The organism is Pseudomonas sp. HB05 (assembly GCF_016756915.1).
GTDB lineage: Bacteria > Pseudomonadota > Gammaproteobacteria > Pseudomonadales > Pseudomonadaceae > Aquipseudomonas > Aquipseudomonas alvandae.
Window position 1 is genome coordinate 72776 of record NZ_JAESPG010000028.1, and the last position, 20941, is coordinate 93716.

The window sequence follows — 20941 nt, forward strand, 5'->3', positions numbered from 1 at the left end:
CCTTGCTGTACCACCCAAATAAGGATCGAAACCATGACCTCCGTAGCCGACGCCGTACAAGCCATGAAAGCCAAGTTCAACCCAGCCGCCGCTGCCGGCCTGGACCTGGTATTCGGTTTCCGTATCGATGAAACCAAAAATTTCTCGCTGATCGTCAAGGACAGCACCTGTGAACTGCAGGAGGGTGAAAACCCGGACGCCCAGGTGACCCTGGTGATGGACGGCGAAACCCTGCAAGGCATCGTCGACGGCAGCACCGACGGCATGCAAGCGTTCATGGGCGGCAAGCTGCGCGCTGAAGGCGACATGATGCTGGCGATGAAACTGTCCGAGCTCTTCCCGTCCTGAGATCGGGTCGCGCCCTGGCTGTAATCAAATCCCGCCCTCGTGGCGGGATTTTTTGTTTCTCGCCTGAAACTCTTACAATGCCCGCATCACCCGCCTCGGCCTGAACATGGACATCGACCTCGCCCGTACCTTCCTTGAAATCGTCCGCCACGGCAGCCTCGCCGCTGCGGCGGAAAAGCTGCACGTCACCCAGACGGCGATCACCGCTCGGGTACAGAAGCTCGAAAGCCAGCTTGGCTGCGCACTGTTCGTGCGCAACCGGGCCGGCGCACGATTGACTGCCGATGGCGAAGCCTTCGTCGTCTACGCCAACCAGCTCGTGCAGACCTGGGAGGCCGCCCGCCGTGACCTGCCATTGCCCGAGGGCTATCGCAACGTCTTGCACCTCGGTGGCGAGGTCAGCTTGTGCAATCCCTTAATGCTCGCCTGGGCCGGCGAGCTGCGCCAGAAGATCCCCGGCCATGCCCTGCGCATGGACATCCGCGACGGCGAGAAACTGTTGCAGCAATTGGAATTGGGGCTGCTGGATGCCGCGGTGGTGTACCAGCCCGAGTATTGGCCGAGACTGCAAGTGGAGCAGTTGCTGGAAGAAAAACTCATCCTCGTGCGCCTGGCCGCTCGCCCCGAACCCTACGTATACATCGACTGGAGCGCCGACTTCCGCCGCCAGCACGACACGGCGCTACCGGACAAGGCCAAGGCCGCCGTGACCTTCAATCTCGGCCCTCTGGCGTTGCAGTACATCCTGGAGAACGGCGGCAGCGGCTATTTCCGCACCCGGGTCGTGCAGAGCTACCTGGACAGCGGCATTCTGGAGCGAGTGCCCAAGGCGCCGGAATTCAATTACCCGACCTACCTGGTGTATTCCAGGGACCGGGATTCGGCGGCGTTGCAGCAGGCGTTCGAGGTGTTGCGAGATATCGTCAAGACCGGCAGCGATTGGTCCCAGCGCTGGGATCCGCTGGGTTGATGGATGGGGTGGGGCCGCTTCGCGGCCCAGCGGGAGCAAGCTCCCTCGCCACAAAAAGCGCTTAGCGGATTATCGTCATCGCTACTTTTGCATCAGCGCGGCGATCTGGTCCTTGATCTGCAGCCGCTCCTTCTTGAGCGTCTCCAGGGCCACGTCAGCAAGAACCACAGGTGGTTTCTCGGCCTTCACCACCTCGGCATCAAGCCTGGCGTATTGTTTGATCAGCGCGTCGAGACTCTCGTCCTCCCGGCGCTTTTTCAGGATGTCTTCTTCTGTGCACTTCAGATCCTGGCAAAGATCATGGGACACCGGCATGGAGCACCTCCTTCGTGAGTTCGGTGGCACGTGCTTTTCGGGGCACTGCCTGTCATCAGCATGGCCTTGCCGGTCGGGTTCTGTCGACCGCCAATCCGACCAGCGGTGACCGTTCGTCGTGCCACGACGCGCTTCGATCAAACCTTCCCCCGCGCTTTCCCCTCCATTGATCAGTACCCAGAGAAACACCTGTACAACCTGTGTGGAGACTTACCTATGGACAGATTTACCCTGCGTCAACTCGGCCTGGCTGTTGCCCTGAGTAGCAGCATGGGCATGGCATGGGCCGCGACCTCCAACGACTTCGTCGACAACGCGGCGGCCGGCGGTATTGCGGAAATCGAAACAGGCAAGCTGGCCCTGCAGAAAAGCCAATCGGCGGACATCAAGGAGTTCGCCAACAAGATGATTGCCGACCACACCAAGGCCAACGAAGAGCTGAAGGCGCTGGCGAAGAAACATGACATCGAGGTACCGGACGACACCACGTTGATGAAGAAAGCCAAGGCCAAGATTCTCGACGTGCGCGACGAGTCCTTCGATCCGGCCTATGCGAATAACCAGGTGATGGCTCACGAAGAAACCGTCGCCCTGTTCAAGAAAGAAGCCGAAACGGTTACTGACGACAAGAAACCTGGCAATACCGAGCTGAAAGCGTTTGCCCAGAAAATGCTGCCGGACTTGCAGCATCACCTGGAGATGGCCAAGAAGCTTCAAGCGGCCCACCCCAGTAAATAACGCCCTATCGAATAAGAAAGCCCGACTCTCGAGTCGGGCTTTTTGTTGATCAGCTGTCGGCAGTGTCGATATCGGCATCCGTCTTGTCACCCGGTCCAGGCCGATCCGGTTCCGGCTTGAAACCCGGGCTGTAGGTGTTGTCATTGTCCTGATGATGTTTCTTCTGATCGACCTCACGGGCAGCACTGTGAGCCTCGTGTGTCTCAGCCGAATTGGCAGGCTGGTTATTCGCCACTTGAGGATCGACAGCCGGATCGTTACGCGAGGACGGGGTTTGCGTCTGGCCTTGTTGCTGAGTATTTGCAGAGTCGCTCATTAGACACCTCGTTCATGACAAGGCCGAATAGTGATCGGCCCTGGTTATTCGAAGGCCGGACGACGACTTGGGTTCCATTCTTTTGCCGCGTCGGGCTCATTCTTCCAGCACTGAGCTGACCATCCGCGCCAGCGCATCCGGGCTGTACGGCTTGCTCAACAAATGCGTATCGGGGCTCAACTGGTGGTTACGCGAGATGATGTCGCGGGTATGTCCCGACGTGAACAGGACCGGCACCGGCGGGGTCTGCACCTTGGCCCAGGCCGCCAAGTCAGAGCTCTTGATCAGGCCGGGCATGACCACATCGGTGAAGATCAGGTCCACCGAGACGCCGTCGAGCAACAACTTCATGGCCTCGTCGCCGTTGGCGGCGGTCAGGGTTCGATAACCGAACTGCTCCAACAACTCCACCGACGCCGCGCGCACGTCATCGTTGTCCTCGACCACCAGGATCGTTTCCTCCAGGCCGGGCTGGAGCGTGCGCGGGTGCGCCTGTTCCGGGGATTCAGGCTTATGGCTGCGGGGGAAATACATATGCACTTGCGTGCCTTCCCCCGGGTGACTGGCAATCTCGATATGCCCGCCACTCTGCTTGACGAACCCGAACACCATGCTCAATCCGAGCCCGGTGCCCTGGCCATCGGTCTTGGTGGTAAAGAACGGTTCGAACACCTGGTTCAACACCTCAGGCGCCATGCCGGTGCCATGATCGATCACCGACAACCGTACGTAATCACCGGCCACGACACCTTTGCCAACGCAGGACGACTCGTCCAGGGCAATATTTTCCCCGACCATGCTGATGACGCCTTCGCCCCCCATGGCATCGCGCGCGTTGATCGCCAAATTCAGCAGGGCGTTTTCCAACTGGTTGCGATCGACATGGATGCACCACGGCTCCGGGGGCAACGACACCTCGATCCGGATGGTTTCCCCCAGCGCCCGTTGCAGCAATTCGCCCAGGCCATCGTAGATGCGTCGCGGGTTGTACACCGCCGGCGACAGCGGCTGGCGACGAGCGAAAGCCAGCAACTGCGATGACAGCTTGGCGCCCCGCTCCACCGCTTCGATGGACGCGCCGACCCGCCGTTGCACATTGGGATTGTCAGGCTCGTGGCGAGCCAGCAAATGCAGGTTGCCGGCAATCACTTGGAGCAGGTTGTTGAAGTCATGGGCGACGCCGCCAGTGAGCCCGCCGATGGCTTCGAGTTTCTGCGATTGGCGCAACTGTTCTTCAGCCGCCAAGCGCGCCTGGACCTCATTATCGACGCGCTGCTCCAGGTCGCGGGTGAACTTGAGCAGCGACGCTTCGGCGGTCTTGCGCTCGTTGATGTCGATCAGCACGCCGGGAAAACGCAGGGGCTTGCCCAATGCATCGAACTCGCATCGACCGCTGGCCAGCACCCAAAGGTAATCGCCCTCGCCACGACGCAAACGGTATTCAGCGGTGTAGGGAACGCCCGTGCGCAGGGTCAGGTCGACCCGTTGCTCGACGTCGTCGATGTCGTCGGGATGGATGCGCTGGCGAGCGATGTCGATGGGCAGTGCCTCCAGCGGGCACTCGGGCGGATAGCCAAAGGTACGGGCGAAACGCTCGTCGCCAGACAGCCGATCGGCCTCGATGTCCCAGACAAACGACCCTAGCAACGGCCCCGCCGAAAGCGCCAACTGGATGCGCTCATTGACCGCGCGATAGCTGCGCTCGGCCTCTTGCCGGGCCCGCTCGCTCAGCACCAGCTCGGTGGTTTCCACCACGATCGCCAACACGCCGGCCGGCGATTGGTCATCGTCGGGCACCGGGCTGTAGTAGAGGTCCATCCAGACGTCTTCGGGCTTGCCGTCGCGCAGCAGCACCAGTTCCTTGCTGCGGTAGGACAAGGTGCCGCCGGCGAGGCACACGTCCAATACATGGCGATTGAACTCGGCCACCTCCGGCCATCCCATTTCCACCGCACGCCCCAGCAGGTACGGATGGCGACCACCGGCAAATTCGGCGTAGGCGTCGTTGTAGATCATGAAGCCCTGGCGCCCCCACAACATGACCATTGGCAAGGGCGACGCCAGCATCACCTGGACCGCGCTGCGCAGGCTGGCAGACCAGTGCTCGATCGCACCCAGTTCGGTGCGACTCCAATCGTGCGCCCGGATGCGCCGGGCCATTTCTCCGTCCCAACCGGGACACCCGTTACTCTGGGATAAGAACTTCATGGGACGACTCTCACCTCAAACTACCAGCAGGGAATCGGCATACCACAAGTCCCTTGTGCTAGTGCTTCGAGCACGGGGTTGGCAATTGGTTTCATGCAGACTGACGACGCCAACCCTTTGTGGCGAGGGGATTTATCCCCGCTGGGGTGCGAAGCGCCCCCAAACCAAGCACCGTAGAGGTGTCAGCTAGTTAGCTATACGTCTTAATGGGTCTGCTGCGCAGCCCAGCGGGGATAAATCCCCTCGCCACAGATTTCAACCACAGGTCTAGCGGAAATCCCGGCTGCGCACATGGATGCCCGCCAGCAACTCGCTCAAATCGCTCAGGCGCCCGGCGATGAGATGGCGGACCTCGCCGACACTCTCCCAGCGCCCATCCACCCTGAGCAATTGCGAGCCCACCAGGACCTTGCGCTGGCGTTCGGCCAAGTCGCGCCAGACCACCACGTTGAGGTTGCCGAATTCGTCTTCCAGGGTGACAAAGGTCACGCCGCTGGCCGTGCCCGGGCGCTGGCGGCCGGTGACCAACCCGGCGACGCTGACGTTGCGGCCATGTTCGACGGTTTGCAATTCCCGCGAGCTGCGGCAGCGCCGGGCGCGCAATTCGGAGCGCAGCAACGCCAACGGATGAGGCCCCAACGTGGTGCCCAGGGTGGCGTAGTCGGCAAACAGGGTTTCCCCCACAGTGGGTGTCGGCAAGGCCACGGTGGGTTCTTCCTGGCTGGGCAGGCCCGCGAACAAGCCCAATTGTTTTTCCACGCCAGCGATTTCCCAGCGGGCGCGATGGCGATCGCCGGCCAGGCCGCGCAAGGCATCGGCGTCGGCCAATTGCTCCATGGCCCTGGCGTCGAGACGAGCCCGCTCGCCCAGGTCGGCCACATCGCTGAAAGCCCGCTCCCTGCGCGCCGCTTCGATACGCCGGGCATCGTCCTCGCGAAACCCCTTGATCAGGCGCAAGCCCATGCGAATCGCCGGTTGCCGGCCTTCCAGCGGTTCCAGGCTGCATTCCCAGTCGCTGGCCCGCACGTCCACCGGACGGATCTGCAACTGATGCCGGCGGGCGTCCTGGAGGATCTGGTCCGGGCTGTAGAAACCCATGGGCCAGCTGTTGATCAGGGCGCAGGCGAACGCCGCCGGCTCGTGGCATTTGAGCCAACTGCTGGCGTAGGTCAGCAAGGCGAAACTGGCGGCGTGGGACTCAGGAAAGCCGTAATTGCCGAAGCCCTTGATCTGTTCGAAGATCTGCGCGGCGAATTCGGGCGTGTAACCGTTGTTCTTCATGCCTTCTGCCAGGCGCTCGCGATGTGGCTCAAGCCCGCCGTGGCGTTTCCAGGCGGCCATGGAGCGACGCAATTGATCCGCTTCGCCAGGCGTGTAGTCCGCCGCGACAATGGCGATCTGCATCACCTGTTCCTGGAACAACGGAATGCCTAGGGTCCGGCCCAGCACTTCTTTCAATTCCGGCGATGGGTAAGTGATCTCCTCTTCCTCATTGCGCCGCCGCAGGTACGGATGCACCATCCCGCCCTGGATCGGGCCCGGCCGCACGATGGCCACTTCGATCACCAGGTCGTAGTAATCCTTGGGCTTGAGGCGGGGCAACATCGCCATCTGCGCACGGGATTCGATCTGGAACACGCCGATGGTGTCGGCGCGGCTGATCATCTCGAATGTCGCGCGATCGTCCTTGGGCAACGACGCCAGGGTATGCCGCACGCCCCGGTAATGCGCGACCAGGTCGAAACAACGGCGGATCGCGCTGAGCATGCCCAGCGCCAGGATGTCCACCTTGAGCAGCCCGACCGCATCGAGGTCGTCCTTGTCCCACTGGATGATGGTGCGCTCGGCCATCGCGGCGTTTTCCACCGGCACCAGGGTGTCCAGGGGTTGCTGGGAAATCACGAAGCCGCCAGGGTGCTGGGACAGGTGCCGGGGAAAACCGATCAGTTGCTGGGTCAGGCTCAACACCCGGCGCAGCACCGGGCTTTCGGGGTCGAAACCGCCTTCGCGCAGGCGCTCCAGCGGCGGCGCTTCATCGCTCCAGCGCCCGCAGCAATCGGCCAGTGCATTGACCTGGTCCGGCGGCAGGCCCAAGGCCTTGGCCACGTCGCGCACCGCCCCGGCGCCGTGGTAGCTGCTGACCACCGCCGTCAATGCCGCGCGATGCCGGCCGTAGCGCTGGAACACGTACTGCAGGACTTCTTCGCGACGCTCGTGTTCGAAATCGACGTCGATGTCTGGCGGCTCATTGCGCTCGCGGGACAGGAAGCGTTCGAACAGCATGTCCGTCCGGGCCGGGTCGATTTCAGTAATGCCCAGGGCGTAGCACACCGCCGAGTTGGCCGCCGAGCCCCGGCCCTGGCAGAGGATGTGGCGGCTGCGGGCGAAGCTGACGATGTCCTGCACGGTGAGGAAATAACTGTCGTAGCCCAGCTCGGCAATCAGCGCCAATTCGTTTTCGATCTGCGCCCGCACCTTCTCCTTCACTCCGCCCTTCCACCGCTCGCGCATGCCGCGCTCGGTCAGTTCCCGCAACCAGGATGTCGGATCGTGGCCCTCGGGCACCAGTTCACGCGGGTATTCATAACGCAACTGACCGAGGTCGAACGTGCAGCGCCGGGCGATCTCCAGGGTTTCATCGAGCAAGGCGCGAGGATAGAGATCGGCCAGGGCCTCAAGGCTGCGCAAATGGCGTTCGCCGTTGGGGTGAAGGCGCTGACCAGCCTCGGCCACGGTGACGTGGTGGCGGATGGCGGTCATGGTGTCTTGCAAGGCGCGACGTCCCCGCACATGCATGTGCACATCCCCCGTGGCGACGGCCGGAAGGCCCAGGCGTTCGGCCAATGCGAGCAAGTCCGCCAGTCGCCGCCGATCGTCCTGCCCGCAATGCAACTGCACGGCCAGCCACAGGCGCGCGTTGAATACCTGTTGGAGCCAGCGCCCTTGCGCCTCGGGCTCCTTGCCATCGGGCACCCACAGCGCGAGTAGTCCTGGCAGCGGCTTGTCGAAGTCTTCCCGGACGATGCGATATCGGCCCTTCTCGCTACGGCGCCGGGCACGGGTGATCAGTCCGCACAAGGCTTGATAACCCTCAAGGTTTTCCACCAACAGCACCAGCTTCGGACCGTCCTCGACCTGGATTTCGCTGCCGACGATCAGTTGCAGCTCCAGCTCCCTGGCCGCCTGCCAGGCCCGGACGATGCCGGCCAGGGTGCATTCATCGGTGATCGCCAGGGCCCGATAGCCCTGCTGTTTGGCACGACGACAGAGTTCCAGGGCGCTGGAGGCACCGCGCTGGAAACTGAAGTTCGACAGGCAATGCAGCTCGGCGTATTCGATGTTCATGCGAACCAGCCTTGCAGCCACAACGGCCCGCCCTCGCCCACCGGTCGATAGGCCCAGCCGCGTTGGCCGGCGCGGGTTTCGATCAGGTAGTAGTCGCGGCGCACGTCGGCCCCATCCCACCAGCCGGACTCGATGCGCTCCGGGCCCATGAGGATTCGCGCCTGGCCTTCGGGCAAAACCTGGGGTTCGCCGAGCAGCCAGCCGGGACGCTGGATATCATCGCGCAGCGGACACATCTGTGGTTGCGGCTGGGGTTTCATCTGCCACGCGCATTCGGGTCGATGATCGTCGCCAAACCCCAACCCTTGCACGGCTTCGTCGCCGAGGCGCGCCCGCAACCGTTCGCGTAGCTGTTCCCAGGGCAAGGACTGCTGGGGACGTTCATCGAACAACTCCAGGCGCTGGGGCACGAAGCTCGGCAGGTCTTCGGCACACAAGCGAAAACCGCGCACGGGCGCCTCGACCTGCACCTGCTCGAGACGGCCACGGGCCAGCTCGAACAGCATCGAAGCATCCCGCTCGGCGCTGAGCAGGCCGACCTTGATGACCGTGTCCGGCAAGCCGGCGTGCTCCAGGTGCAAATCAAAACGCTGTACGCCGCTGTCACGCCCACACAAGTAAGCCGACAGATCACCGGTCAATCGGCGCAGCGGAAACAGCAAGGCCTGGTGGGATTGCACGTCGTAATTGAGTTCGATGCGCACATCGAAACGGTCCGGCGGCAGGTAGAACGACAGCGCCAGGGTACGGCTGCCCACCAGCGCGTCGAGGTGCTTGAGCATGTCGGCTTCGAAGCGCCGCGCCAAAGTGTGCCGGGGCAAGGCCTGGACTTGGCTGAGCTGGCGCAGGCCCATGCGCGACAAGGCCGTGGCAACCTCGGGCGCCAGGCCGACCCGGTCCACTGGCATGTGCCCCAGGTACGCTTGCAAGGTTTCGTTATCGGGTACCACCAGGGCGTCGTAGGCATTGGCCAGTGTCCGCGCCGCCACGGGGTTGGGGGCGGCGACGATGCGATGGCGAAAGCCCAGTTCAGTCAGTTCGGCCCGCAACCGCGCCTCGAACACTGGCCAGGGCCCGAACAGTCCCAGGCTCGATTCGATCTCGAACACCACCGTGCGCGGGTAATGCACGCTGACCTGGGAACTGAAGCGGTAGGCCCAGGCCGCGAGGAACTGTTGCCAATAGTTGATCTGCGTCGCGTCGTACTCGGTCGTGGCGAACCCTTTGCTCAAGGCCTGGGCGGCGGTCATGGTCTGGCCGGGGCGCAGGCCCAAGGCGCGGGCCGGTTCGTTGACCGCTTGCAGCACCCGCCGCTGGGCCGGGCCGGTCAGCAGCGCCAGGGGCTCGTCGGGATCGGGGCGCTGGCGCAGCGCGGCGTCCAGCGCCAATTGCGGGAATAAAATACAGACCCAGCGCATCGCAACCTCAATGCCCTGTGAGCGTGGGAAAAGCGATCGGCGCCGAACGGGCCAGTCCGCCGCGGGACTTGAGCACCCGCAATTGCGCAGGCCGGGCATCGATGGCAATACGCAAGGCAGCCGGGGACGGGTTGATGGCTTCCTGGATCGAGCGCCAGGCGAACGCCAGGGTCTGGCCGGTCTCCGCGGCGACCTGCAAACGGCGCAAGGCCCGGTCGTCCGCCTGGCGCGGCCAGCACAACACCGCGCCGCAACTGCCCGAACGCAGGCATTGCTCGGTGGCCCACAAGGCCTCCCGTGGATCGGCCTGGATGATCGACAACTGGCGCACGTCCACCCCTGCATTTCGCCAGGCCTGGGGATAGGGCACGAACGGCGGCGCCACCAACACGATCCGCTCCCCCGCCGCGGACAACCGCGCCAGGGTCGGCCACACCAGTTGCAACTCGCCCACGCCCGGCGCGCCGATGAGGATTTCCGTCAACGCCGCTTCCGGCCAACCGCCGCTGGGCAATGCCGCGTCCAACGCCGCATGGCCGGTGGGCTGCGGACTGGCGGCCGGTGGCGCAGGCCGGCCCTTCCAGACCTGGCCGCCATTGAACAGCGTGTCCAACGCAACGACGGCGCCCATCAGCCTTGCCTCACCAGGCCACAGAACACACCTTCTATCGCCAGGTCCTGGTCGGCTTCGACGATGATTGGCTGATAGGCCGGGTTGCGGGGCAACAGGCGTACGCGCTCGCCGACTCGCTCGAAACGCTTGATGGTCACTTCACCGTCCAGGCGCGCCACGACGATCTGCCCGTTGGCGGCCTGGGGCGTGCGTTGTACACCCACCAGATCGCCGTCGAGGATGCCGTCCTCGATCATCGAATCGCCTTGGACGCGCAGCAGGTAATCCGGCGCCTTGGTGAAAATCGCCGGGTCCAGCAACAGACGGCTGTGGACTTCGGCATCAGCCCCGATCGGCAGCCCGGCGGCCACCCGTCCCAGCACCGGCACGTCCAGCAACTCGGGACGCGGCGGCTGGTTCAACAGCCGAATGCCCCGGGCCTGGTGCGGATTGACCTCGATGAAGCCGGCTTCGGTCAACGCCAGCACATGCTTGCGCGCCACGCTGCGAGAGGCGAAACCAAACGCCTCGCTGATTTCAGCGAGGCTGGGAGACTGGCCCTGCTCGGCGATGCGTTCGCGGATGAAGGTCAGGATGGCGGTGCGGCGGGGAGTGAGAGTCGTCATGGAGTACATTTGTACTCTTCCATGGTTTTTCTGACAAGCGCCGCCAGTCAGTTCACGGGTTGACTGCGCAAAACCAAATTAACCGTGTTGAATGATTTTGGGGCTGCTGACGCAGCCCAGCGGGAGCAAGCTCCCTCGCCACGGGTCACCGATTGCTCAAGTAACCAGCGTATCCCTGTGGGAGCGAGCTCGCTCGCGATGGCGGTGGATCAGCTTGCAAAAAGGTTGAATGTACTGACGTCATCGCGAGCAAGCTCGCTCCCACAAGGGATGGGCACAAAGCTACAACCCCGCCAGGTATTCCCAGGGAAAAATCCCCCGCTCATGCCCATCACTGAAGACCAACTGCACCCCATAGCCCTGGCTATTGACCTCAACCACCCGAACCCGCGAATCCACCTGAACGGCCAATCCTTGCAGGCGAAACGCCCGGCACCGCGAGCAGGGGCACCGACGGCGCAACTCGGCATGGTCCAGCCGTTGTTCACGCCCATCAGGCCAACTCAGCCGCAACAGCCCCTTCTCCCGGGAATTGCCAATCGTCAGCGGGCTCATTGCAATTGGCCCAAGGCAATGCGCACAGCCTTGCGTACCTCCGGATCGCCATCGTCCTGGGCGGCTTGCAACGCCGGGATGGCATCAGGATCGTTCAACTCGCCCAACGCCAGGGCCGCCTCCTTGCGCAGGTTACTGATGCGATGAGCCAGGGTCTCGATCAAGGCCGCCAGTGCCGGGGCGTAACGCAAGCGACCCAGGCTACGAGTCGCCCGCAGACGCACTTGCCAATAATCATCTGCCAGCGCCTCGATCAGGGCCGGGCCGGCATCGGTGTGGCCGACCTTGCCCAGTGTGGTGGCGGCTTCTTCGCGCACCGTCCAGGCCGGGTCCCGCAAGGCCTGGCGCAGCGCCGGCAAGACTTGAGCATCCGAGGCCAGGCCGAGGGCACCGGTGGCCGCACGGCGCACTTCGCTCTCCGGATCATCACTGGCCAGCCGCGCCAGGGCCGGCAAGGCGTCGAGGTGCTTGAGCCAGCCGAGCACGCCAACCGCCTCGCGACGCACGCCGGCCTCGGGGTCAGCCAGCGCGGCGAGCGCGGCTGGCGCGGCGTCCCCCAGACGCAACTCGCGCAAGGCCCGGAATGCGGCGATGCGCACGCTGGCATCCACATGCGCCGTCCAAGGCAGGATCACCCTTCCTGCCGCCTCGCTCTTGAGCAGGCTCAGGCTCTGGGCAGCCGCGGCTTGCACGGTCGAGGATGGATCGGTCAAGGCCTCGCACAAGGCCGTGACCACCGGCGCGTCCTCCCAGGCTTCGAGCAATCTCGCGGCTTCGGCCCGCACCTCGGCGCTGGGGTCATGTGCCAGGCGATCCACCAGCCACAGCAGGCCTTCGGGCTCTTCGAGGTCGGCCAGTTCGATCAGCGCGATACGGCGCACGCCGGCGTCGTCGTCGGTCAGGCGCGGTTGCAGGGCAAGGATGTCGTCGTTGTCGGTGTTTTCAAATAGAGAGGTCATAGGGCAAATCGCGGCAAGGAGGTTTCAGGAGGCAGCCCAAGGGGATTGAGGCGTGGCAGTTGCTGGCCGTCTTCATGACGCAGCAGTTCGAGGCAGTGGCGCTTCAATCGGGCGAATTGAGGGCGGGTGACCAACTCAGTCGTCCGTGGACGGGGAAAGTCCAGGCGCAGGTCCTCGATGATCCGACCCGGGCGCGGGCTCATCACCAGCAAGCGATCGGCCAGGAACAGCGCTTCGTCGATGTCGTGGGTGACGAACACCACGGTGGTGCGAATCCGCGTCCAGATGTCCAGCAGCAGCTCCTGCATGTTCAAGCGCGTCAGGGCATCCAGCGCGCCAAAGGGTTCATCCATCAGCAACAGGCGCGGACGGTTGACCAGCACCCGGGCAATCTCCACCCGCTGCTGCATGCCGCCGGAGAGCTGATCGGGCCAGTGCCCGGCAAACCCCTCCAGGCCCACCAGCGCAAGGATTTCGTCGGCAGCCCGGTGCCGTTCGAGCTTGCCCAGGCCACGCATCTTCAGGCCGAAGGCGACGTTGTCGCGCACGCTGCGCCACGGAAACAAGGTGTGTTGCTGGAATACCATGCCGCGCTGGGGCGACGGGCCAACGACCGGCACCGCGTCCACCTTCAACGTGCCCGTGCTCGGTTGCAGGTGCCCGGCGAGGGCGCCGAGCAAGGTGGATTTGCCGCAACCGGACGGCCCCAGGATGCAGACGAACTGGCCCGCCTCGATCTGGCAATCGAGCCCCTGCACCGCTTCGAAGGCCTGGGCGCCCTGCCCCAGGACAATGGACAACTGGCGGATGTCGATCCGTCCTTCCAGCGTTTGCATCGCACTCATCAGGCTTTTCCTCCGGGTCGATGCCAAGGCGTGGACAGCCCGCCCAGGCGCTTGATCAACAAACTGCTACCCATGCCCAGCACGCCGATCAGCAACATGCCGACCACGATGTCCGGGTAGTTCTGCACGGTGTAGGACGCCCAGGTGTAGTAACCGATGCCGTACTGGCCAGCGATCATTTCCGCCGTCACCAGGCAGAACCAGGAAGTGCCCATGCCGATGGCGAGGCCGGTGATGATGCTCGGCGCGGCCCCCGGCAGAATCACTTCCAGCAGGATGGCCTGGCGTCCGGCGCCGAGGCTTTTTGCCGAGGCGATCAACCGCCGGTCCACCCCTTCGACGCCGTGCACGGTGTTGAGCAGGATCGGGAACAGCGCGCCGGTGAAGGTGATGAAGACCATCGACAACTCCGACGAGGGAAACATCAGGATCGCCAACGGAATCCAGGCCACCGCCGGGATCGGCCGCAGCACTTCAAGCGGTGGCAGCAACAGATCTTCGGCCCAGCGTGACCGACCGATGGCCAGGCCCAGCGCCACGCCAATCAACAGCGCAGCGCCATACCCGGCGAAGACCCGGCCCAGGCTGCTGCCCAGATGCCGCACGAGATTGCCCGACTCGCCCAGGCCAAGTGCGGCCTGGACCACCGCCAGTGGGGTCGGGACGTTGGCGAAGGTCACCAGGCCAAGGTCCCAGTGGCCGGCGGCGGCGAGTTGCCAGAACAGCAGGCAGAGCAGCAAGGAAGCGGCTCGCAGGAGCCAGCGTTTGGATGATGGGTACACAAATCTTCCTCCGGAGTGGAATCCTTGTGGGAGCGAGTTTGCTCGCGATGGCGTCAGATCAGTTGAAGTTGATATGACTGACACACCGCCATCGCGAGCAAGCTCGCTCCCACAGGTTATTTGCAAGTCAGCGGGCAGCAACCGACTGGGTCGTCGCCTCGGTGAAGTCCAGGACCTTGCCGCCCTGGGCCGTGGCAAACTGCTCGGCCTGCCCTTTCAACAGGAACGCGCTGAGCTGGCCCTTGCCATCACTGGCAAACCACGCCTGCTCGGCCAACAGCTTGATCCCGCTGTCGCTGGCCTGGGCGTAGACGGCGCGGATGCCCTTGCCTTCCTGCTTGAGGCTTGCCAGTGCGCTGAAGGCTGACTGCGCCGAGGCGTAATGACGCACTTTCGGCTCGCCGCGCACCCAGATCTCGGCCACATGGCGGGCATCGGTGATGGCCTGGCCGGTCAAGGCGTCGGGCGTGCCGATGGACGTCTGGGCGTAGTTGCCCAGTTGCGCGGTGTAATCGAGGTTCGATGCCTTGAAGGCGGCGCGGATGTACTGGTCATCGATGAATGTGTTGAGGTCCAGCCCCCGATCGGCCTTCTTCAGCAGCTTGAGGGTGTCGATGGCGGTGCCGACGGCCTGGCGGTATTCCGGTTTCCAGGTCAAGTCGCGGGTCTGCACGCCCAGCGGCCCGTGGAACAGATAATTGACCTCGGCATCCACCCCGGTGACCTTGGCGATCAGCTCGCTGTACTTCTCCGGCTCGGCGGCCAGCAACTGATTGGCTTCGATGGTTGCACGCAAGTAGGCAACGACGATTTCCGGGTACTTCCTGGCATAGGCCTGGTCCACCAGCGCGCCATGGAATGTCGGCGTCTTTGCCTGGGCACCGTCATAGATCTTGCGGGCGAAGCCACGGCTGGGGAACAGCTCGGCGAAGGGCACGAAGTCGGCATGCGCATCAATCTTGCCGGCCTGCAACGCCGAGCCGGCGACCTCCGGCGGCTGGGCGATGATGTTCACATCCTGGAGCGGATCCCAGCCCTGGGCCGCGACGGCGCGCAGCAACATGCCATGGGCGGTGGAAGCGAATGGCACGGAAATCGTCTTGCCCTTGAGCTCGGCCAGGGACTGTACACCCGAGGCACTGGGCACGACGATGCCGTTGCCGCTGCCCTGGGTGCTGCCCGACAGCACGCTGATGAACAGGCTGTGCTTGCCGGCAGTCTCGAACGCCACGCCGTTGAAAGCACCCGGGAAATCGGCCATGGCGCCGAAGTCCAGTTTGCCGGCGACCATCTCGTTGGTCAGTGGCGCGCCGCTGGTGAAGTTTTTCCACTGGATGTCGTAGTGGGCATCCTTGTACGCGCCATCGTGGGGCAAGTACTTGTCCAACAGCCCCAGCTCCCGGATCAGCAACCCGCCTGCGGCGCAGTTGATGGTGGTGTCCTGGGTGCCGATGGCGATGCGGATGGTGTCTGCCTGGGCAGGCAGGGTCAATGAAGCCAGTACCAGACCGGCCAGTGCTGCACGCAATAACATGGGTATATCCCCTCGAATCATTTATTGGTTTTTCGTCTCCGCCGCGATCAGGGCGCGGTGGGAAACGAGGGGTGTTTTGAAGAATGCGTCCGGGGGTGCCGGATGGCTTTTGTGGTGTCTGTGGTGGCCTCTTCGTCGGAACGCCTTCGCGAGCAGGCTCGCTCCCACAGGTTTTAACGGTGTACATAAGCACTGCGACTGGCTTCGATCCCCTGTGGGAGCGAGCCTGCTCGCGAAGGCGTCCTATCGGTCAACGCAACAGGTACGGAATCTCGACTTTCACCGCCCCCGTCGGGCAGTCCTTTTCACAGGGCATGCAATACCAGCATTCATCGAACGCCATGTAGGCCTTCTGGGTTGCCGGGTTGATCGCCAGCAGGTCCATGGGGCATACGTCGACGCACACCGTGCAGCCCTTGTGGGCGATGCATTTGTCCTCGTCCACGGTGACGGGGGCATTGGAGCGAAAGAAGATTTCCTGGGGTTGATAGGCCATGAGCGTTCTCTTTGGGTGATGGGTTCACGCCGCGTCGGCACCGACCCGCAGCCGGTCGTAGGCCTGCAGCTCGTCGGCATCGAGGGCGATGATGTAGGGCTCGACGGCTTTCTTGAACGAGGTCATCGTGCCGTCCTCGCCTTTCTTCAAATGGCAATGGCAGAACCAGTCGCTGTCGTTGCGCTGCGGGTGATCGACTCGATAGTGGTACAGCCCCCAACGGCTTTCCGCGCGAAACAACGAGGCCCGGGCGGCCATTTCGGCGCAGTCGCGGATCACGCTGACTTCCATGGCGCGCATCAATTCGTGGGCGCTATGGGCCTTGATCTGGTCCAGGTCGCGCTGGATATCGCTGAAGCGTTGCAGGCCGATCTGCATTTTTTTCGTGACCTTCGGCGGTTGCAGGTAATCGTTGACGAAGCGGCGCAGCTTGTATTCCACCTGGGCTGGCGGCAGGCCATGCTCGCGCTCAAGCGGCGCGTAGACACGCGCCCTCTCCCGCTCGATCTGCCCGGCATCCAGCGCCGAGAAATCCTTGCCTGCCACAAAATCGGCGGCGTTGTTGCCGGCAAACCAGCCATAGGTGAACGCACCGAGCATGTAGTTGTGCGGCACCGCCGCCATGTCGCCCGCCGAGTACAGGCCCTTGACCGAGGTTTCCGCCCGCTCGTTGACCCAAACGCCCGAGGCCGAATGACCGCTGCAAAAACCGATTTCGGAGATGTGCATCTCGACCATCTGCGTGCGGTAGTCGGTGCCACGGTTGGCGTGGAACTGCCCGCGGCTGGGCCGCTCATTGCTGTGCAGGATCTCTTCGATGTTCTGGATGGTTTCCTCGGCCAGGTGATCGAGCTTGAGGAACACCGGACCGTTGCCACCTTCGAGTTCCTGGTGGAACTCCCACATCATTTGCCCGCTCCAGTAGTCGCACTCGATGAAACGCTCGCCCTTGTTGTTGGCGGTATAGCCGCCGAGGGGGCCGGTGACATAGGCGCACGCCGGGCCGTTGTAATCCTTGATCAACGGGTTGATCTGGAAGCATTCCAGGTTCGCCAGCTCGGCGCCGGCATGGTAGGCCATGGCATAACCATCACCGGCATTGGTCGGGTTCTCATAGGTGCCCATCAGGTAGCCGGAGGCCGGCAGCCCCAAGCGTCCCGCCGCGCCGCAGCAGAGAATGACCGCCTTGGCCTTGATCACATGAAAGTCGGCGGTGCGGCAATCGAAGCCCATCACACCATTCACCGCGCCGTCCTCGTCGGTCAGCAACCGGGTGCAGACCAACCGATTGGTGATGCTCACTCGCGCCCGTTTCAGTTGGCGATACAGCACCTTCTTGATGTCGTGCCCTTCCGGCATCGGTAGCACGTAGGCGCCCATGTGATGAACCTTTTTCACCGCGTAGTCGCCGGTTTCGTCCTTCTCGAACTTCACGCCCCAACGGTCCAATTGCTCGATCGTTTCGAAGCTGTGGGTCGCGTAGGCGTACACCGCCGCCTGGTTGACGATGCCGTCGTTGGCAATAGTGATTTCCTTGGTGTATTGCTCAGGCGTCGAGTGCCCCGGGATGATCGCGTTGTTAAGCCCGTCCATGCCCATGCTGATGGCGCCGCTGCGCTTGACGTTGGCCTTGTCCACCAGCAACACGCGCAGATCCCGGTTGCGTTCCTTGGCCTTGATCGCGGCCATGGGGCCAGCGGTGCCACCGCCGATGATGACGATGTCGTATTCCTGCTCGAGGGTATTTCTAAAGCCTTGGGTCATGCCTGTGTCCCTTTTTGCCGGTCGATCCGCAAGCGGTACTGGAAGGCATCGCCGCGGTAGTAGAGGTATTCGAAATCCAGTGGTTGCCCATCGGCGCCGTGGGTCAGGCGCTCGATGCGCATGACCGGCGATCCGGCCTCGACCTCCAGGGCCTGGCACAGGTCGCTGTCGGCCAGCACCGCATCGATGGCCAGGTCCGCATGACCGAGGGCCAGGCCGCAATCGTTTTCCAGGATCAAGAAAATATCGCGGGTGACCAGGTCGGCTTTTTCAAGGCGCTCGCCGAGCGCCTTGGGCAGGTAGGTGATCTCCAGGGACACCGGCTCGCGGTTGATCAGCCGCACCCGCTTGATCTGCGCCACCACGTCCCCTTCCGCCAGTTTCAGGCGCTCGGCCACTGACTTGTCCGCCGCCATGAACTTGAAGCTGCGCAGGCGGTTGATCACCTCGAAACCGCGCCCGGTCATGGACTCGGCCAGACCCTGGAGGGTGCTGACGTTCTGGAAGGTCTTGGGCTTGGCGACGAAGGTGCCTTTGCCATGGATCTTGAAGATCAGCCCTTCCTTTTGCAGGTCGCCCAAGGCTTGGCGAACGGTGATGCGGCTGACGCGGAACAACGCGCCGAGCTCGCTTTCCGACGGCATCTGGCTGCCCTGGGGGTATTCACCGTCGAGGATGCGTGCACGCAGCACGTCGCGCAGTTGGGTGTGCAGCGGCACGCTGTCGAGGGAAAGAACGTTGTCGGGCATGGCTTCCTTCACTTGTCATAACGAGTTATGACGTGATCTTAGGGAAAGCCCGTAAGACTTGAGAAATACTGTTTGGACATAACCTTAGAGCCGAGCGTCGGCGCTCTCATTGCGAAACGCGCTCGGGCTCATGCCGGTCCAGCGTCGGAACGCCCGGCGGAAACTGCGCACATCGCTGTAGCCGACTTCCTCGGTGATGCGCTCAATGGACAGCTCGGGATTGGCCAGCAGGTTCAAGGTCCGGCCACGACGAACTTGTTCGAGCAACGCTTCGAAGGTCAGGTTGTGCTCGGTCAGGCGCCGGCGCAAGGTACGGCTGCTCATGTTCAGGTCGCTGGCGATTTTATCGATATGGCTGCCACGGCCCAGGTCCCGGGCAATCGCCCGTTCCACGGCCTGGATCAGGTCGATTTTCTGGTGGACTTCGCTGGCCTCCTGCTCCAGCAAGGCCAGTGCCTGGCGCAGGGCCAGCGGATGATGGTTGGGCAGGCGCACCTCCAGCCAGCCAGCATCGATCAGCATGCGGTTCTGCCGGCAGCCAAAGCGCACGACCGACCCGAAGATCCGCTGGTACTCGCCCGCATAGGAAGGCGCGGCGTGCATGAATTCCACTGCCTGTGGCTTGAAGTCGGACGCCGCCAGCGCCCGGCCATAGACCAACACACTGGCGAAGAATTCTTCGACCGCAAACACCTGAACGTCAGCAAAGGGCAGTTGGCACGTCGCCTCGACCGTGATCCGGTCGCCGGCTTCTTCGGCGCTGATCTGCGCGATGCCGCCGGTAGTGCGCTGGTAGCGCACCCCCAGGGCGAAGACGTCGCGCAAGGTCTCGCACAATGACAATACGTGTCCCAGCAAACCCAGGGTGCCCAGCACGTTGCGGTCGCCGACCCACAACCCCAGCCCCTGGTCGGGTAACAACTTGAGCGCCCGCTGGATCATGACCACGGCCTGGCGATGGGAAATGCGATGGGTTGGGTCTTGCAGGTCATCGAGGCCGAACCCCAGGCCTCGACACAGGATCGCCGCATCGAAGCCCTTGTCCGCCACCACATCGGCAAGGGTCTGCAACAGGAACGGCGATACCAGCGCCAGCTCGAACGTGGGATCGATGACTTTCATCTGCATGGGCGGATTCCAAGGCGGATAGGAGAACGCTTTGTAACAGTCTGTTTCTAGACGTTAGCATGACCCGGCGAATAGAGGGGGACTGGAATCTGGCCGCGCAAGTCCCCTCAATGGCCGCCAATACCCTGCCCTGGCGGCGGCGAACGGCTTATTTCTATGGCTCGGACCCTTGGTGCGTTTCCAACAATAATAACGAGCCCCTCCATGAACCCGATCCGCACGCGATTCACCTTGCAATTGACCTTGGGCCTGGCTTGCGCCAACGCCTTGCCGGCCCTGGCCACCGAGTCCGGCGTCGACAACATCGGCACCGGCACCGATGGCTTCTATGTGCTGCCGCTGGAGGTCGATAGCCTTCCGGACCACATGGTTGCGTTCAACCTCTACTACAACCACTACAAGGCCCGAAAATTCAACATCAGCTCACTGGGCGGCGAAGTGCCGGGCGTCGAAATCGAATCCACGGCGGTGATCCCGCGCATCGACTACCTGAGCCCGCTGCGAGTGGCCGGCGGGCGACTGGGCATCTATGTCGCGCAGCCCTGGCTCAAGCAGGAGGTCGCCGCATTCGGCCTGAGTGATACGCGCGAAAGCATGGGCGACACGACCATTTCGCCCATCATCCTCTGGGACATGGGCAAGCACCTGACACTGGCCGCCGCGGTGGAAATCACCGTGCCGACCGGTGAATACGATGCCGATCGACTGGCCAACACCAGCAATAATTTCTACACCTACAAACCACTGTTTTCCTTCACCTGGCTGCCCACGGACAACACCGAGCTGTCGATGAAAACCACCTACAGCTTCAACCGCGAAAACAAGGACACCGATTACCGCTCGGGGCAGATTTTCCACTTCGATTATTCCGCCAGCTACCGGCTGAACGATAACGTGACGGTGGGCCTCAACGGCTACTACCTGAAACAAACCACCGACGACAAACAGTACGGCCGCACCGTGCAATTCGCCGGGCAGGACGTGGACGACGGCGTGCGCGGCGAGGTGTTCGCCATCGGCCCGGCGCTGCACGTGACCTTCTTCAAATACGCCAGCGCCGAGATTCGCTGGGCCAAGGAATTCGACGTGGAGAACCGCCCCGAAGGCGAGATGCTCTGGGCGAAGATCAGTATTCCGTTTGCGTTTTAAGCGGCCGGCCCATGACCATTGTGGGAGCGAGCTTGCTCGCGAAGGCGGCAGCACTGCGGATATTTCTGCAAGCTGACACACCG

The 20941-nt window shown here is 63.2% G+C and carries 20 protein-coding genes; 4 read left to right on the forward strand and 16 right to left on the reverse strand.

Annotated features, from left to right (window positions below; all coding sequences use genetic code 11):
- Positions 1 to 33 precede the first annotated feature (33 nt).
- Complete coding sequence (locus JMN22_RS21915; protein ID WP_030137963.1) at positions 34 to 348, forward strand: SCP2 sterol-binding domain-containing protein; 315 nt, start codon at positions 34 to 36, stop codon at positions 346 to 348.
- A 106-nt stretch (positions 349 to 454) separates the two neighbouring features.
- Entirely contained in the window at positions 455 to 1318 is an 864-nt protein-coding gene (locus JMN22_RS21920) for a LysR family transcriptional regulator (protein ID WP_198798131.1), read from the forward strand.
- Positions 1319 to 1399: 81 nt separating this feature from the next.
- Here JMN22_RS21920 and JMN22_RS21925 read toward each other — a convergent pair whose 3' ends face one another.
- Entirely contained in the window at positions 1400 to 1633 is a 234-nt protein-coding gene (locus tag JMN22_RS21925; protein ID WP_030137961.1) for a YdcH family protein, read from the reverse strand.
- Positions 1634 to 1849: 216 nt separating this feature from the next.
- Between JMN22_RS21925 and JMN22_RS21930 the strand changes: the two genes are divergently transcribed.
- Positions 1850 to 2371 (forward strand): DUF4142 domain-containing protein, encoded by a 522-nt coding sequence (locus JMN22_RS21930; protein ID WP_030137960.1) that lies wholly within the window; start codon positions 1850 to 1852, stop codon positions 2369 to 2371.
- Between the two features lie 49 nt (positions 2372 to 2420).
- Here the strand turns inward: JMN22_RS21930 and JMN22_RS21935 are convergent, their stop codons facing one another.
- The 15 genes from JMN22_RS21935 to JMN22_RS22005 form a co-directional block, all read right to left on the reverse strand.
- Positions 2421 to 2687 (reverse strand): hypothetical protein, encoded by a 267-nt coding sequence (locus JMN22_RS21935; RefSeq protein ID WP_030137959.1) that lies wholly within the window; start codon positions 2685 to 2687, stop codon positions 2421 to 2423.
- A gap of 96 nt (positions 2688 to 2783) precedes the next feature.
- A complete protein-coding gene (locus JMN22_RS21940; protein ID WP_198798132.1) occupies positions 2784 to 4895 on the reverse strand; it encodes an ATP-binding protein in 2112 nt (703 codons plus the stop codon).
- Between the two features lie 267 nt (positions 4896 to 5162).
- On the reverse strand, positions 5163 to 8261 hold the full coding sequence (locus JMN22_RS21945; RefSeq protein WP_198798133.1) for an error-prone DNA polymerase: 3099 nt from the start codon (positions 8259 to 8261) through the stop codon (positions 5163 to 5165).
- The gene (locus tag JMN22_RS21950) at positions 8237 to 9658 is read right to left on the reverse strand and encodes a Y-family DNA polymerase (protein WP_198798134.1); all 1422 of its coding nucleotides are present in this window, start codon (positions 9656 to 9658) and stop codon (positions 8237 to 8239) included. The genes JMN22_RS21945 and JMN22_RS21950 overlap by 25 nt, the downstream gene beginning before the upstream one ends.
- A 7-nt stretch (positions 9659 to 9665) precedes the next feature.
- Positions 9666 to 10289 carry a translesion DNA synthesis-associated protein ImuA gene (gene imuA, locus JMN22_RS21955; RefSeq protein WP_198798135.1) on the reverse strand — a complete coding sequence of 208 codons (624 nt, stop codon included), beginning with the start codon at positions 10287 to 10289 and terminating at the stop codon, positions 9666 to 9668.
- Positions 10289 to 10906: a transcriptional repressor LexA gene (gene lexA, locus JMN22_RS21960; protein WP_030137954.1), complete on the reverse strand. Its 618-nt coding sequence runs from the start codon at positions 10904 to 10906 to the stop codon at positions 10289 to 10291. The genes imuA and lexA overlap by 1 nt, the downstream gene beginning before the upstream one ends.
- 273 nt (positions 10907 to 11179) lie before the next feature.
- Positions 11180 to 11452, reverse strand: a complete 273-nt coding sequence (locus tag JMN22_RS21965; RefSeq protein WP_198798136.1) for a gamma-butyrobetaine hydroxylase-like domain-containing protein — start codon at positions 11450 to 11452, stop codon at positions 11180 to 11182.
- The gene (locus tag JMN22_RS21970; RefSeq protein WP_198798137.1) at positions 11449 to 12411 is read right to left on the reverse strand and encodes a HEAT repeat domain-containing protein; all 963 of its coding nucleotides are present in this window, start codon (positions 12409 to 12411) and stop codon (positions 11449 to 11451) included. The genes JMN22_RS21965 and JMN22_RS21970 overlap by 4 nt, the downstream gene beginning before the upstream one ends.
- Positions 12408 to 13256 carry an ABC transporter ATP-binding protein gene (locus JMN22_RS21975; RefSeq protein WP_198798138.1) on the reverse strand — a complete coding sequence of 283 codons (849 nt, stop codon included), beginning with the start codon at positions 13254 to 13256 and terminating at the stop codon, positions 12408 to 12410. Before JMN22_RS21975 ends, JMN22_RS21970 begins: the two co-directional genes overlap by 4 nt.
- A complete protein-coding gene (locus JMN22_RS21980) occupies positions 13256 to 14038 on the reverse strand; it encodes an ABC transporter permease subunit (RefSeq protein ID WP_198798139.1) in 783 nt (260 codons plus the stop codon). The genes JMN22_RS21975 and JMN22_RS21980 overlap by 1 nt, the downstream gene beginning before the upstream one ends.
- 127 nt (positions 14039 to 14165) lie before the next feature.
- Entirely contained in the window at positions 14166 to 15572 is a 1407-nt protein-coding gene (locus JMN22_RS21985) for an ABC transporter substrate-binding protein (RefSeq protein WP_198798140.1), read from the reverse strand.
- Between the two features lie 250 nt (positions 15573 to 15822).
- Positions 15823 to 16068 (reverse strand): 4Fe-4S dicluster domain-containing protein, encoded by a 246-nt coding sequence (locus tag JMN22_RS21990; protein ID WP_003180418.1) that lies wholly within the window; start codon positions 16066 to 16068, stop codon positions 15823 to 15825.
- A gap of 24 nt (positions 16069 to 16092) precedes the next feature.
- Complete coding sequence (locus tag JMN22_RS21995) at positions 16093 to 17832, reverse strand: fumarate reductase/succinate dehydrogenase flavoprotein subunit (protein WP_198798141.1); 1740 nt, start codon at positions 17830 to 17832, stop codon at positions 16093 to 16095.
- Positions 17829 to 18581, reverse strand: a complete 753-nt coding sequence (locus tag JMN22_RS22000; protein ID WP_198798142.1) for a GntR family transcriptional regulator — start codon at positions 18579 to 18581, stop codon at positions 17829 to 17831. Before JMN22_RS22000 ends, JMN22_RS21995 begins: the two co-directional genes overlap by 4 nt.
- An 84-nt stretch (positions 18582 to 18665) precedes the next feature.
- The gene (locus JMN22_RS22005; RefSeq protein ID WP_198798143.1) at positions 18666 to 19709 is read right to left on the reverse strand and encodes an AraC family transcriptional regulator; all 1044 of its coding nucleotides are present in this window, start codon (positions 19707 to 19709) and stop codon (positions 18666 to 18668) included.
- A gap of 204 nt (positions 19710 to 19913) precedes the next feature.
- Between JMN22_RS22005 and JMN22_RS22010 the strand changes: the two genes are divergently transcribed.
- Complete coding sequence (locus tag JMN22_RS22010) at positions 19914 to 20858, forward strand: SphA family protein (protein WP_030137945.1); 945 nt, start codon at positions 19914 to 19916, stop codon at positions 20856 to 20858.
- Positions 20859 to 20941 lie beyond the last annotated feature (83 nt).

Coding starts and splice junctions, on each gene's coding strand:
- JMN22_RS21915 (WP_030137963.1), top strand. CDS start 34: ATGACCTCCGTAGCCGACGCCGTACAAGCCATGAAAGCCAAGTTCAAC.
- JMN22_RS21920 (WP_198798131.1), top strand. CDS start 455: ATGGACATCGACCTCGCCCGTACCTTCCTTGAAATCGTCCGCCACGGC.
- JMN22_RS21925 (WP_030137961.1), bottom strand. CDS start 1,633: ATGCCGGTGTCCCATGATCTTTGCCAGGATCTGAAGTGCACAGAAGAA.
- JMN22_RS21930 (WP_030137960.1), top strand. CDS start 1,850: ATGGACAGATTTACCCTGCGTCAACTCGGCCTGGCTGTTGCCCTGAGT.
- JMN22_RS21935 (WP_030137959.1), bottom strand. CDS start 2,687: ATGAGCGACTCTGCAAATACTCAGCAACAAGGCCAGACGCAAACCCCG.
- JMN22_RS21940 (WP_198798132.1), bottom strand. CDS start 4,895: ATGAAGTTCTTATCCCAGAGTAACGGGTGTCCCGGTTGGGACGGAGAA.
- JMN22_RS21950 (WP_198798134.1), bottom strand. CDS start 9,658: ATGCGCTGGGTCTGTATTTTATTCCCGCAATTGGCGCTGGACGCCGCG.
- imuA (WP_198798135.1), bottom strand. CDS start 10,289: ATGGGCGCCGTCGTTGCGTTGGACACGCTGTTCAATGGCGGCCAGGTC.
- lexA (WP_030137954.1), bottom strand. CDS start 10,906: ATGTACTCCATGACGACTCTCACTCCCCGCCGCACCGCCATCCTGACC.
- JMN22_RS21965 (WP_198798136.1), bottom strand. CDS start 11,452: ATGAGCCCGCTGACGATTGGCAATTCCCGGGAGAAGGGGCTGTTGCGG.
- JMN22_RS21970 (WP_198798137.1), bottom strand. CDS start 12,411: ATGACCTCTCTATTTGAAAACACCGACAACGACGACATCCTTGCCCTG.
- JMN22_RS21975 (WP_198798138.1), bottom strand. CDS start 13,256: ATGAGTGCGATGCAAACGCTGGAAGGACGGATCGACATCCGCCAGTTG.
- JMN22_RS21985 (WP_198798140.1), bottom strand. CDS start 15,572: ATGTTATTGCGTGCAGCACTGGCCGGTCTGGTACTGGCTTCATTGACC.
- JMN22_RS21990 (WP_003180418.1), bottom strand. CDS start 16,068: ATGGCCTATCAACCCCAGGAAATCTTCTTTCGCTCCAATGCCCCCGTC.
- JMN22_RS21995 (WP_198798141.1), bottom strand. CDS start 17,832: ATGACCCAAGGCTTTAGAAATACCCTCGAGCAGGAATACGACATCGTC.
- JMN22_RS22000 (WP_198798142.1), bottom strand. CDS start 18,581: ATGCCCGACAACGTTCTTTCCCTCGACAGCGTGCCGCTGCACACCCAA.
- JMN22_RS22005 (WP_198798143.1), bottom strand. CDS start 19,709: ATGCAGATGAAAGTCATCGATCCCACGTTCGAGCTGGCGCTGGTATCG.
- JMN22_RS22010 (WP_030137945.1), top strand. CDS start 19,914: ATGAACCCGATCCGCACGCGATTCACCTTGCAATTGACCTTGGGCCTG.